This is a genomic window from Salegentibacter salinarum (genome assembly GCF_900168115.1).
In the GTDB taxonomy this organism is placed as follows: Bacteria; Bacteroidota; Bacteroidia; order Flavobacteriales; family Flavobacteriaceae; genus Salegentibacter; species Salegentibacter salinarum.
The window spans coordinates 46,560-59,465 of record NZ_FUZC01000004.1 but is presented as its reverse complement, the minus strand read 5'-3'; the positions used below and the strand labels follow the sequence as shown (position 1 = coordinate 59,465).

15 protein-coding genes and 1 pseudogene are annotated in these 12,906 nt (G+C 34.6%); 6 read left to right on the top strand and 10 right to left on the bottom strand.

The genetic code is table 11. The features are described 5' to 3' along the window. Positions 1-14: 14 nt before the first annotated feature. The 3 genes and pseudogenes from B5X53_RS06225 to B5X53_RS19605 form a co-directional block, all read right to left on the bottom strand. Positions 15-830, bottom strand: coding sequence for a 3-keto-disaccharide hydrolase (locus B5X53_RS06225; RefSeq protein ID WP_079712377.1), 816 nt, complete (start codon positions 828-830; stop codon positions 15-17). 1,167 nt (positions 831-1,997) lie between these two features. Continuing rightward, positions 1,998-2,450, bottom strand: a pseudogene (locus B5X53_RS06215) (phage integrase SAM-like domain-containing protein); the annotation flags it as partial. Between the two features lie 210 nt (positions 2,451-2,660). Beyond that, positions 2,661-2,813, bottom strand: a complete 153-nt coding sequence (locus tag B5X53_RS19605; protein ID WP_079712373.1) for an Arm DNA-binding domain-containing protein — start codon at positions 2,811-2,813, stop codon at positions 2,661-2,663. Positions 2,814-3,093: 280 nt separating this feature from the next. Here B5X53_RS19605 and B5X53_RS06200 point away from each other — a divergent pair, with 280 nt between their 5' ends. After that, the gene (locus B5X53_RS06200) at positions 3,094-3,756 is read left to right on the top strand and encodes a haloacid dehalogenase type II (protein ID WP_079712372.1); all 663 of its coding nucleotides are present in this window, start codon (positions 3,094-3,096) and stop codon (positions 3,754-3,756) included. Here B5X53_RS06200 and B5X53_RS06195 read toward each other — a convergent pair. After that, complete coding sequence (locus B5X53_RS06195) at positions 3,753-4,190, bottom strand: hypothetical protein (RefSeq protein ID WP_101023119.1); 438 nt, start codon at positions 4,188-4,190, stop codon at positions 3,753-3,755. The genes B5X53_RS06200 and B5X53_RS06195 overlap by 4 nt on opposite strands. Before the next feature lie 274 nt (positions 4,191-4,464). Between B5X53_RS06195 and B5X53_RS18875 the strand changes: the two genes are divergently transcribed. Together B5X53_RS18875 and B5X53_RS06190 are read left to right on the top strand one after the other, a co-directional pair. Then, positions 4,465-4,677 (top strand): hypothetical protein, encoded by a 213-nt coding sequence (locus B5X53_RS18875; protein WP_101023118.1) that lies wholly within the window; start codon positions 4,465-4,467, stop codon positions 4,675-4,677. A gap of 149 nt (positions 4,678-4,826) precedes the next feature. Then, entirely contained in the window at positions 4,827-5,783 is a 957-nt protein-coding gene (locus B5X53_RS06190) for an aldo/keto reductase (RefSeq protein ID WP_079712370.1), read from the top strand. Between the two features lie 179 nt (positions 5,784-5,962). On the opposite strand, the gene hisS is transcribed toward B5X53_RS06190, so the two are convergent. Further along, positions 5,963-7,333, bottom strand: a complete 1,371-nt coding sequence (gene hisS, locus B5X53_RS06185; protein WP_079712588.1) for a histidine--tRNA ligase — start codon at positions 7,331-7,333, stop codon at positions 5,963-5,965. A 168-nt stretch (positions 7,334-7,501) separates the two neighbouring features. Here hisS and B5X53_RS06180 point away from each other — a divergent pair, with 168 nt between their 5' ends. Continuing rightward, positions 7,502-8,749 carry an ABC transporter permease gene (locus B5X53_RS06180; RefSeq protein WP_079712369.1) on the top strand — a complete coding sequence of 416 codons (1,248 nt, stop codon included), beginning with the start codon at positions 7,502-7,504 and terminating at the stop codon, positions 8,747-8,749. A 133-nt stretch (positions 8,750-8,882) separates the two neighbouring features. Then, complete coding sequence (locus B5X53_RS06175; protein ID WP_079712368.1) at positions 8,883-9,338, top strand: hypothetical protein; 456 nt, start codon at positions 8,883-8,885, stop codon at positions 9,336-9,338. 95 nt (positions 9,339-9,433) lie between these two features. Here B5X53_RS06175 and B5X53_RS06170 read toward each other — a convergent pair whose 3' ends face one another. The 4 genes from B5X53_RS06170 to rpsF form a co-directional block, all read right to left on the bottom strand. Beyond that, positions 9,434-9,910, bottom strand: a complete 477-nt coding sequence (locus tag B5X53_RS06170; protein WP_079712367.1) for a DUF6495 family protein — start codon at positions 9,908-9,910, stop codon at positions 9,434-9,436. Positions 9,911-10,157: 247 nt separating this feature from the next. Then, the gene (gene rplI / locus B5X53_RS06165; RefSeq protein ID WP_079712366.1) at positions 10,158-10,607 is read right to left on the bottom strand and encodes a 50S ribosomal protein L9; all 450 of its coding nucleotides are present in this window, start codon (positions 10,605-10,607) and stop codon (positions 10,158-10,160) included. Positions 10,608-10,619: 12 nt separating this feature from the next. After that, positions 10,620-10,919, bottom strand: coding sequence for a 30S ribosomal protein S18 (gene rpsR / locus B5X53_RS06160; RefSeq protein ID WP_075327082.1), 300 nt, complete (start codon positions 10,917-10,919; stop codon positions 10,620-10,622). 2 nt (positions 10,920-10,921) lie between these two features. Further along, positions 10,922-11,263: a 30S ribosomal protein S6 gene (rpsF, locus tag B5X53_RS06155; protein ID WP_079712365.1), complete on the bottom strand. Its 342-nt coding sequence runs from the start codon at positions 11,261-11,263 to the stop codon at positions 10,922-10,924. 353 nt (positions 11,264-11,616) lie between these two features. On the opposite strand from rpsF, the gene B5X53_RS06150 reads away from it, so the two are divergent. Then, on the top strand, positions 11,617-12,330 hold the full coding sequence (locus tag B5X53_RS06150) for a LytR/AlgR family response regulator transcription factor (protein WP_079712364.1): 714 nt from the start codon (positions 11,617-11,619) through the stop codon (positions 12,328-12,330). Positions 12,331-12,645: 315 nt separating this feature from the next. Here the strand turns inward: B5X53_RS06150 and B5X53_RS06140 are convergent, their stop codons facing one another. Further along, positions 12,646-12,891, bottom strand: coding sequence for a ribbon-helix-helix domain-containing protein (locus tag B5X53_RS06140; RefSeq protein WP_079712587.1), 246 nt, complete (start codon positions 12,889-12,891; stop codon positions 12,646-12,648). Between the last annotated feature and the right edge of the window lie 15 nt (positions 12,892-12,906).

Sequence of the window (12,906 nt, the reverse complement as noted above, 5' to 3'; positions counted from 1 at the left end):
AACGGTTTCTACTACTATTTGACTACATTCTTTTCGTTGATAATTCTGTTCACCATTTTTTGAAGTTTCCCTGGCTTATCTTCATACGCACTTAAATCAATAATTTCCACTTTTCGAAAATCGGTAGGATGACTTTCACTTTGTAAGGAAATAGTCCCTTTTCTTATAAGTTTCCCATCATCTCTTTGCGGCTGACCATAACGCATTACTTCTTCCCCGTTTACAAAGTGAACCAGTAATGAATCTCTTAGAACCAGCACTTCTACTCGGACCCATTGATTTCCGTGATAGGTTTTAGAAGAAGACATACTACAATGAGTTTTAATAAGTTTCTCATCCCTTACATATTGGGTCCCAGGAGTACAAAGATTAGCTGTGGGGCGATCATATTCACCATTCCCCCCAAGCAATTGTACTTCTAAGGAATGAGGAAAATCCTGATCTTTATCCATTGTTTGCGGATCCTGCCCATGTAACATGATTCCATTATTTCGATGAGCCCAGAGACCAGGATTGTTATTCACTTGCTCGCCGCTAAAGCGATATTCTACTCCTAGAAGATAAGATGAGAAAGGATCCTTATAAAAAATATGTCCAAACCTATTTTCGAACCCATCCTTATATTGGTCATATCTAACTTGCATAATCCCATCTTCCACCCTAAAAGTGTTACCATAATTATTACCAAGCTTATATCCTCGTATTTTAAAATCCCAATTATTTAGGTCCTGTCCATTAAAAAGAGGATTCCATTGAAGATTCTCTTGTGAAGAACATAGTATGCATCCTAATATAAGGCCAAATGTTAGGGTTATAGATGTTCTAAACATATTTAAATTTTTAATTGGTTAAAAAACTTGACCGGGAATTCGATAAGCCAATTTCCTATTGTATTCAAGCCTAACTCGAGTGAAGGGAAAAACAAGAATGAAATAATTAGTACTATTCCAAAATGACTTGTAATTATCAATGTATAAGCTAAATTTATTCTGAAAATTTTGCCTAAGTATACAATAAGAACTGGTTTTAAAACACATTTAATATTAAGTTAACATAAATTTTAGGAAATGAATATATAAATATTATTTCTAAATAAATGTACATTATACATTTTTTTTCCTTTCTTTAGAAATATCATATCAGAATCTAAGAAATCCTAAAAATTATTTAATAAAAAATCTCGATTTACCTCTCTATAAAAAATTCAAAATCCATCTCTCCAGGTAAAAAAAAAAATATGAAAGAAAGTTTCTATTGGGTGAGAACTAGTTAGAGTAAATAGTAATCAGAGAAATTAACAAATATTTTAAAGGAATTTGGTAAAGGAATAACGGCCGAAAGGCTCAGCCGCGAATTTAGCTGCATTCTACAAGCAGCGGGAATACTATGTCGTTTTGAATGGTAAAATTCTTATCATCTAATGATCTTGAAAAGAAAATCCGAAGGCAGAAGCAGATGTCCGCCAACCTATCCCTTGGTGATCCAATGGTAAAAGAGATCATCAAAAGGTATTTATGTGTCTTGACCCTAATCAGTGATTACAACCAGGAAGCATACCATGCAGAAATTGTTATTTTCTGTCTAGCCACGTACCGTTGTGGTATTGAACCAATTGATTAATCGCAGGTGGAAACTCCTAAAATGCTTATATTATTACCAAAACCCAAAAACCAAATATTAAGAGAGCAGCCTTTTACACCGGAAATTTGACCGAATTGGTAGAACAACTAAAATCTGAAAACAGAAAAAATATCTTTTGGAACGGCGGAATCGATTAAATAGCTTCTTCTCAATCCCCAAATATTTTGCAATTCGACCTAATTGTCTATTAAAATTACGTGTTATGGATTTTACTCTTGTTCAGACTTCTATTTCATCATCCAAATTAGTACCCCCTTAGTTCTGGAAAAACTAAATCACTGGTGGTACTTTTCTTTGGCAGGTACAAGTTTAAAATTTCCTGAGCTTTAGTAGGAATTTGCAGAGACACCAGTTTATCATTTTTCTTCATCCGATAGTATAATCGGTAATCCTTTAAGTCGGTCCATTTTAATTGAATAATATCTGTTATCCGTACTCCTGAAAAATAAACTAAGTAACCACACACTTAAAACATGTTGATTAGCCTCATTTAAATCCTTGGCGTTTTCTAACTTCTTCAGTTCTTCGATTGTTAATCCTATTTTTTTAGCATCAGGTATCTTAATTTGATATTTCCCTTTTCCAAATGGATAATCATTTCGATCAGCCTTATTAGCAACTAATGCTAAATTATAAATGGCCCGAATACATATCATATAATTAACTACAGTCCGCTTAGCTCTTTTCTTTTTAAACTCAATATAAGCCGCAAAATTCTTAAGTAAAGGAACATCGATCTCATGAAATTCGATGCTATTACCCGCATAACTGAGAAATAGGTCCACCCTATTTTTTTCGGTGAGGTATTGATTTGATTTTTTTTCTGACTTTTATATTATTTAAATAGACATCTGCCATAGATTTAAAATCACAGGAGTTTTGCCTTTGTATAGATTCTTTAAGTTTTCCAACTGAAAGTTTTCTTTGAGTAGATTCATTCTCAAGAAGTTTTTCACTGGCTTCGGTAAGCTTTGTAAGAATAAGGTGATTTAACCGCATGTAAATAAGGTGAGAAAATCTTACATTGTTTTTTTACCATCCCTATATTTTTTTTCAATATACTGCCCGGTATACAAATAAATCGAACGTCTGTTTCGTGAAATTCTTATAGCAATTGGAAATTGACCAGATTTGTTTACCTTATTTCTTAAAAATACATTTACCGACGACATTTGTATTTATTTAAAAATAAAGTACATAAAGAAATTAGGTACGACATTTTAGCTATTTTTAACAATTTTTTTGAAATCAAATGCTATTAAAATATTTAAATTTAATTGATCTTGAGACTTGTATGAGTGTTTTAAGTTATCCTTTTAAATTTTCATAACCCGGAGGTCCCGAGTTCAAATCTTGGGCTCACTACTAGAAATTCCATCTTTTTCAGGAGGGATTTTTTTTATGTTTTTATCTAAAGAAAACTTATCTTTCTTTTTCTAACAATGATTAATAATGAAACCAAAAATCATAATTTTTGATGTAAATGAAACCCTTTTAAACCTTATTCCGTTAAAGGAAGAGGTAAATGCGGCGCTGGAAAACGAGATGGGTTTTGATGTTTGGTTTCCAGAATTGCTGCATTATTCCCTGGTGGAAACAATTACCGGCAACTACCAAAATTTTAGTGAAATTGCCGCGGCTACTTTTAAAATGATCTCAGGGAAATTTGACAAGGAATTCTCAGATTCCGAAATCAAGAATATTCTTTCTGAAATTACCAGACTTCCACCCTATCCCGATGTAAAACCGGGCCTGGAACAATTAAAAAATGAAGGATATACGCTTATCGCATTTAGTAACGGGAAGCCCGATGTTCTCAAAGCACAATTGGCATTTGCTGAAATCGATTCTTATTTCGATGGAATCCATAGTGTGGAAGAAATAAAAAAGTATAAACCACATCCCGAAAGTTACAAGTATATTCTCAAAAAATACGATGCAATTCCAAAAAGAGCAATTATGGTGGCAGCCCATGCCTGGGATATTATTGGGGCACACGGGGCAAACCTTCAAACCTGCTTTGTAGAAAGACCCGGAAAAAAGCTTTATTATTTAGCAGAAAAACCTGATTTTTTGGTTTCAAAAATTACTGAAATTTTAGAGAAAATCGGTTAAAGATAGGCATATACAATAGCCGCACTTAATCCGAATAAAATATGCGCAATGATTAATTGAATATAAAATTGGCTGAAATCTATCTCTGGTGGATTTTGATTTAATTTAAACATCGTTTTCCAACCAAAAATACCAATAATTCCCGCTGCCAAACCAAGTACAGCCCCAGAAATTATATTAGTTGAAAATTGAGTGTATTCCCATATTAAACTAAAAACTACGACAAAAAACCAACCGATTAAATAATGTATAACCCATCCCAGAAAATGATTTTTCGAAGGTCTCAGTTCAATAATTTCAGAGCGTGAAATTAAAGAGTTTAGCAACTCCGGTTCCCGGAATTGCTTAGATTTAAAATTAGATACCAAATAGCTAAACAAGGTCATCGACGTTGTGGCAACTAATCCCGAGATTAAAATAATAAATACTTCCATTACTTTTTCTTTGTTTCAATACCAATAAATGAAATTAATCCACGGCCGATGGATTCATCTAAATATCTCCCTGAAATCTATATAAAAAGTAAGATAACCATTGTTTCGAAAATGAAATCGAGGCTTAACAATTAATTGACTTTAAATTAACCTTGCGCTAAATCTTATCCTTTATATTGAATTCTCTATTTAAGTGATAATTAAGTCGAGAAATCTGGTCTAAAGGGAGCAAAAAAATACCAGCGTGTTTATAAATTTTTAAAAATAAAACCCTATGAAACTTATAGCAAAAATACTATTGACACTCGGCGTTTTAGCAGGAAGTTTCATAATGATTGGTTCTTTTACCTTTGACCAGGAAAACATTGTAGACGCGCCTCCCAAAATTTTTGCTTTAGTTTTAGGTCTGGGAACAATTGCTGCCATTTACATAATATGGCGCCGAAAATCCCTAACTACTGAAGATGAAAATAGTACCGATTATTAAACTTCTCAACTTTCTTTCTACTTCCCTTCTTCCAAAAAATTTTTTTTAGTTATTCCTTCGATTTTTTACAAAGTTAAATCTTTCTAAAACCCGTATTAGAATTCTCCTTTCTCCCAACTGATGGCTAATTTTAAGCAAAAAGTATAGCAATGGAAAAAGTAGAATTAGGTAAATCTGGTTTAAAATCGGCACCAATTATATTTGGAGGAAATGTTTTTGGATGGACTTTAAATGAAAAGGAATCTTTTAAAATACTGGACGAGCTTTTTGAGCTTGGTTTCAACACCATAGATACCGCAGATGTTTATTCCCGCTGGGCAAATGGCGTTCCGCATGGTACTTCAGAAAGGATTATTGGTAAATGGATGAAAGAACGAAAACTGCGGGATAAAATCACTTTAATCACCAAGGGCGGTTCCAGTTTACAACCCGGCGGACCTAAAAACAATACTCGCGATTATCTTACCGGAGCGGTGAAAGATTCACTTTTAAGACTTCAAACCGATTATATAGACCTCTATTTCACCCATTTTGATGATGGAGAAACTCCGGTAGAAGAAGCCCTGGAAGCATATCAGAAGTTTAGGGAAAACAGGGAAATAAAGCATATTGGGGCTTCAAATTTTTCTTCGGAAAGATTACAAAAAGCCCTTGATATAGCTAATGAAAAAAAAATACTGGCTTATGAAGTTTTTCAGCCTGAATACAATTTAATGGTACGATATAAATTTGAAGGCGAAATTGAAGAAATTTGCACGAAGAATAATTTAGGAGTCACTCCCTACTTCTCCCTTGCCAGCGGATTTCTAACCGGAAAATACCGAAAAAAGGAAGATTTTGAAGGTAAAGAACGCAAAATGTTTGCCGATAAATTCCTGAATAATCGTGGTGAAAAAATTCTGAAATCTCTAGATAAAATTTCAGAAAAACACGGTATTTCTCAGGCTGGGGTTGCACTTGCCTGGCTTATGAACAGGCCTGGAGTAAGTGCTCCAATTGCTAGTGCTACCAAGTCTTCCCATCTTAAATCTTTTACCGAAGCGGTTAAAGTTTCGCTTTCTAATGAAGATATGGAGGTTTTAAATAAAGCCGGTGAAACTGAGTAGATGTTTCCAGGAGATTGCTTCAACCAAAAGCTTCGCAATGATCAATTAAATACAAAGCCATGCCTCATTGCGAAGCCACGTTTTTTGGCGGCTGAAGCAATCTCTTCCAATTTATCTAACAAAAAGATTGCAACCTCTTAATTCCCCACAAGTCGAATTATTTCTTGCAAGGACGATTTTTAATCTAAAGCTTTCACCAATTCGGCGAAATCAACTTTTTGTTGCTCGCCAGATTTCATATTTTTAAGGGTAAATTTTTCAGCTTGTATTTCTTCGCCCCCGGCAAGAATCACAAATGGTATTTCGCGTTTGTTAGCGTAATTCATTTGTTTTTTCATCTTCGCGGCATCAGGAAATAATTCGGCAGTCACATTTTCTGCTCGTAAACGATTCACGGCTTTTAAAGCATACAGCGCTTCCTTGTCCCCAAAATTGATAAAAAGTGCTTTGGTATTTTGGGTCACGGCTATCGGGAAAAGACCGAGTTCCTCCAGGACCAGGTAAATACGGTCCAGGCCAAAGGAAATTCCCACACCGCTCATATCCTTTAATCCAAAAATTCCGGTAAGATCGTCGTAACGGCCACCGCCTCCAATAGAGCCCATATTTATATTTTCTGGCGCAGAAACTTCAAAAATCGCTCCTGTATAATAATTGAGTCCGCGGGCCAGGGTAACATCAAGATCCAGTTTCGCGGTTTTTAAAGGCATCTCCTGAATAGCTTTTTCAACAAATTCCAATTCTTTAATTCCTTCCATTCCGGTTTCTGATGCACTCAAGATTTCTTTGATCCCTGCAATTTTTTCAGCGAAATTTCCCTGTAAACTAAAAATAGGCTGGATTTTTTCGATAGCACTTTCAGAAATACCTTTTTGCAGCATTTCTTTTTTCACGCCCTCTTCCCCTATTTTATCCAGTTTATCCAGGGCAACGGTAAAATCTATGAGTTTATCTTTTTCCCCAATCACTTCGGCAAAACCGGAAAGAACTTTTCTATTATTGATCTTTATAGTGACACCTTCTAATTTTAAATTTGAAAAAACTGCATCATATAATTGTACAAATTCTACTTCCTGCCAAAGACTTTTACTTCCAACCACATCGGCATCACATTGAAAAAACTCTCTAAAGCGACCTTTTTGTGGTCTGTCGGCTCGCCAAACCGGTTGAATTTGATATCGCTTAAACGGAAAATCTATCTCATTTTGATGCTGTACCACGTACCGGGCAAAAGGCACAGTAAGATCGTAACGCAAAGCTTTTTCGCTAATTGAAGAAGTGATCTTTAAGCTATCTTTTGCTTCATAAGCTTCCAGACTGGCTTTTTTTAGAAAATCACCAGAGTTGAGAATCTTAAAAATTAAACGGTCACCTTCTTCCCCGTATTTCCCCATCAGTGTATCAGAATTCTCAAAACTTGGCGTCTCGATAGGCTGAAAACCAAACTTTTTAAATTCGGTTTTAACAACATCAAAAATATAATTTCTTTTGGCAACTTCGGCCGGGTTAAAATCTCGAGTTCCTTTTGGGATAGAAGGTTTTTGTGCCATAAAATTTTTGGGAGTACTTTCCGTTTTTGGTTTAAATTTAGCGCCGCAAACCGGCTTAAATAATGCTGCAAATATCATAAATTTTACCCGAACCCAAACAAATTTCAGATTTTAAGTAACATTCCGGGACTTATGAAGTCTAATTAAATAGCACTGAAAAAACATTCTATGTTCGGGTTATTAAAAGAAAATATAAGCATCGCTTTTAATTCCATTAAAAGTCAGCTACTTAGAACCATTCTTACAGTTTTAATTATCGCTATTGGAATTACTGCATTAGTTGGGATTTTAAGTGCGGTTACTGCGCTGGAAAACACTATTAGCAGCGATTTTGCCTCAATGGGCGCCAATACTTTTAATATTCAGCGGTACGAATTTAATTCCCAGCGACAAGGCGGCGGGGAAGTCGAAAAAATTAACCCGATAATCAGCTACCGGGAAGTGAAAAAATTTGAAGAAAATTTTCAGTATCCCCAGGCACAAACCGCGGTTTCTTTTACCGGAACTTCTGCGGCAGAAGTGAAATACATTAATGAAAAAACCGACCCCGAAGTAAGTGTAATAGGTGTCAACGAAAATTTCATGGAAAATTCCGGTCTTAATGTTGAAGAAGGACGTGAATTCAACATTTTTGATATTCAGAATAACAATAACGTGGTAATTCTTGGAGCCGATTTCGCCAAGCCTGAAGGACTCTTTAAAGGGTCAGATCCTATAGACAAAATTGTTAGTATTCGTGGGGCGAAATTCAGGGTTATTGGCGTCCTGGAATCAAAAGGTTCAACTTTTGGAAACAACCAGGATTTACGCGTTTTAATGCCTATACAGGTGGCGCGTTCTATGTTCACCCAACCACAGATAAATTATGCGGTAAGCGTTAAAGTTGACGATAAGGAATTACTGGAAGGCGCACAGGATGAAGCGATCCTGACTTTCAGGAATATCAGGAAACTAAATCCTATGGAAGAGAATAATTTTGGCATGGAACGCAGCGACGATCTTATTAACCGAATATTCTCTATTACCAGTTACCTTAATTTTGCAGCCTGGATAATTTCTATAATCACCATTTTTGGTTCATCAATAGCTTTAATGAATATTATGTTGGTAAGCGTAACTGAAAGGACTCGTGAAATTGGAGTAAGAAAAGCCCTGGGGGCCAAGCGAAAAACTATCGCTACCCAATTTTTTATGGAAACCCTTATTATTGGCCAGATTGGGGGAATTGTAGGTATTATTTTCGGAATATTAATCGGGATGGCAGTCTCTGCCGCAGCCGATTTTGACTTTACCACGCCCTGGGTCGCAATGATCTGGGCAACTGCTATAACGATTTTAGTAGCTATTCTCGCAGGAAGTTATCCCGCAGCTAAAGCTGCCAGGCAGGATCCTATCGAGTCACTTAGATATGAGTAAGAATGTAAGGTATAGTGTAAAATGTAAAAACAGAAAAAGTAAACTGAAGTTATTTAGAACTGAATTTGTAAGCTTTTTTACGCAACCTTTTGATCATTTTTGCATCTAAATAATACTAACCTAAGTCCCAAAAATGAAAAAGACACTTTTCCTCCTGATTTTCAGCTTTTTTATAATTTCATGTGAAAAAGATGAACCCACTTATTGCTGTACAATAATTGACAGTTCTATAGATATTAAATTTATAGATAGTGAAGGAAATAATCTTTTAGGAGAAGAAAACCAATTTGAGGAAACTGATATATCGGTTTATAATAAAATTGATGGGGAATGGAAAATTAGTCCGGAAAATACCTTTTTGGTTGAAAGAGAAAATGAAGATTATTTAAGGGTATTTGCCAACCTTGAAAGTACTGATACCCAAATTTCAGAATTAAAATTAGAGTTTCCTGATAATGAATTCGATATTCTTAAAACTGAGATTTCAAGCCAAAACGCAAATACTTTTGTAACCAAAGTTTGGTATAATGACGAATTAAAATGGGAAACCGATAATAATTCAGAAAGAATTATTGAAGTTATAAAATAATTATAGACAATAAGGTAAATGCCGTTTCTATCAAAAGGCAAACCATTCGCATGTCTCCATCTAAGTAGCTATCAACAGGAAAGAGTCAGATTAAACTATTTACTCTCCACCATATTATCAAAATAGCGGTAAAGATCTCCTTTAGTTATATTCGCTCCTTGTTTTATAAGCGCAAAAATATCCTTATTCCTGTCTTCACTTAAAGCTTTCGAGGACGTATAAATATTAACAGATTCATCCAGCAAATTAGTTTGTAACCAGCTGTATCCTTTTCGGGTGGTTAGATCTACCCCTTGGTGTTCTACTTTTATCGCTATAAGATGAATAGTAACTTCGGTTATATGAAATAAGTAGATTTGATTTGGAGAAAAGTGTTCCAGGTATTCTACTTTATTAAGAACACCTTCCCAAATAAGGTCGCTAAAAACATCCAACTCCTGCTCTGCAGCTTTTGGTTGGTTTTTCTTAATATCTTCCCACTCTTCAGCTGTAATAGATTGTGTAGCGAGGAAATTAATAAATTCCTGCTTCATCTCTTCAAACTGTTCTTTGGTTAATCTGGAATATTTCATTTTGGTAAAATTAAATAAAATCGAAAAATCGTTATCCTTAATCTATTTCAGGAGCTAAGTTGTTAATGTATCCAAACATGTTAGAAGCTGAAACAAGTTCAGCTTGACGAAAATAAGGATCCTAACCTGGGTCGGGATTAGTTCGAACAACTAATTTATGTGTGGCTTCGTCACCATACATTAGGTTCTCACTAAAATAAGAAAAGCCCACTACTGGAGCGGGCTTTTAACTTTGTAATAAAATAATTTAAGCTTCAGCTACAACATCAAAATTGTAAGTAGAAATTACTTCACGATGAAAACGTAAAGTTGCTTCGTACTGTCCTAATCTCTTGATGTTTCCACCAGCTATAGTAATAAATTTCTTATCGATTTCAATGCCTTCTTTAGCAAGGGCATCGGCTAAATCAGCATTAGTGATAGATCCAAATAATTTGTCTCCTGCACCAGCTTTAGCAGTTAACTTAACTTCTACATTGTTAAGTTTTTCAGCTTGCTTTTTAGCTTCGTCGATATGTTTCTGTTCTTTATAAGCTCTTTGTTTCAGGGTTTCAGCCAATACTTTTTTAGCTGAAGGGGTTGCAAGATGTGCATATCCCTGAGGTATAAGATAATTTCTGCCGTAACCGTTCTTCACGTTTACTAAATCATCTTTAAAGCCTAAATTATCTACGTCTTGTTTAAGTATCAATTCCATAATTGCCTCTTTTTATTTTAGTAAATCACCAACATATGGCATTAACGCAAGATGACGTGCTCTTTTCACAGCAACAGCCACTTTCCTTTGGTATTTTAAAGAAGTACCGGTTAGACGACGAGGCAATAATTTCCCTTGTTCGTTTACGAAACTCATTAACCAGTCTGGATCTTTGTAATCTATATACTTAATTCCAGATCTTTTAAAACGACAATACTTTTTCGTTTTACTGGTCTCTATATTAAGAGGAGTAAGATACCTGATCTCTCCGTCTTTTTTTCCTTTTGCTTGTTGTTCAATAGATGTAGCCATACTTACGCTTTTTCTTGTTGTCTTCTATTTCTTCTTTTCTCAGCCCAGGCGATAGCGTGCTTGTCTAACCTTACTGTTAAATAACGCATCATACGCTCGTCTCTTCTAAAAGCAAGTTCCAACGGCTCTATAGCCTCTCCTGGAGCTTTGAATTCAAACAGGTGGTAAAACCCGCTTTTTTTGTGTTGAATTGGATAGGCTAATTTTCTAAGCCCCCAATCTTCTTTCGATACCATCTCGGCCCCTTTAGAAACAAGAAATTCTTCGTATTTCTGAACTGTCTCCTTTATCTGCTCATCAGATAAAACGGGATTCAAGATGAAAACAGTTTCATAAGTGTTCATAAAAATTTACTTTAAATTTATTTGGCTGCAAAAGTAACTCAATTATTTCTATTATCAAAGCTTAAAAGTAAACTACTCGAAGCAAGCTCGCAACCTATTAATAGAGAACATTTGTTTAATTCTTAAGATATTCCTTGAAGTACCTAAATCTCAATTATTGAATTAACCAACACAAGTTTTCACAATCAGTATTTGAAATACAAAAATTAGAATATTTTAATACCAGGGTTGAAGGAATTCATTTCTTACCGTATTATTGAAGGATAAGGTTGTAATTTCACAGATGAATTTAAAGTTTATCTTGTGATTTAAGTATTTTATGTTTAATATTGTTATTACTTAACCTAACTACTGTGGAAGAAATTTTACTCAAATGTATTGTTGTTGATGATTCCAGCTTGCAACGATTATCTATCGTGAAGTTGATTAAAGACCATTCTAATCTTAAATTGGTTGCTGAGTACAATAACGCTATTGAAACAAAAAATGGCCTTCTCGATAATGAAATAGATTTGATATTTCTTGATATTGAAATGCCGGTCCTAACAGGTTTTGAACTTCTTGACGATTTACCCAATAAACCACAGATTATCTTCGTAACCGGGAAAACACAGTATGCTTTTAAAGCTTTTGATTATGATGCCGTAGATTATATTCATAAACCGGTAACTAAAGAGCGCTTTAATAACGCGGTAAATAAGGCAATAAATCTATACAAGTTAAAGCACCAAATCTCTGCTCCACCAGAAGATGAAGATTATATTTTTGTAAAAAGCAATCTTAAAAATCGAAAGGTTTTCCTGAATAAACTGAAATATATCCAGGCTTTGGGAGATTACGTAAAATTTGTTACAGAAAAAGAAAATTTTGTAGTTCTCGCTACAATGAAATCTTTTGAAGAGCAACTACCCAACGATAAATTTCTTAGAACCCATAAATCTTATATTGTAAATCTTGATAAAATTGAGCGATACAATTCCAAGAATATAGAAATAGATAAACAGAAATTACCACTTAGCCGTCACAAGAAAAGCAACCTGGTTGAGGCTTTAAGTGCGATTCAGTAGTTTTTTAGTCTTAAAAATTCATTTTCGCTTAATCATGAAAATAATTGGGTAAATCCTGTCTAACTATTATTGTCATTATTTCTACTTTCCCTTTTCTACAATAAATACTATCGGAACCACAAACGCAGCGTCTGTAACCTTCTCGTATAAAATTTACAGCTTCAAAAGAATATGGCTGATGGGCAATTATATCAAAATATTCAAAAAAGGAATTAAAAAATTTATCAGCTTGAGCCATCCCATTGAGCCATCCCAAATTTATGCACACCGTAATGGTGAATTCTAATTAAATCTTCTTTAGCTACTTCACTCAGTTTATAAACAGCCCTCAAGTTGAGACTTTGATTGAGTTAAAATATCTTCCTTACCATCCAGCGTAAATCCACTTTTTTCAGCTCTATCCAGTTTCGTATTAATCCAGTCTACTTGAACTTGTTGTTTTCGCGCCTGTCTTATTAGATCATTAACCAATTCACTTTTACTTGAATATTCTTTATTCCTGATTTGATCCTTCAACCATTCATTATTTGGTTCTGTAAAAGAAATACTTTGTCGAGTCATAGTTTTTATTGATGT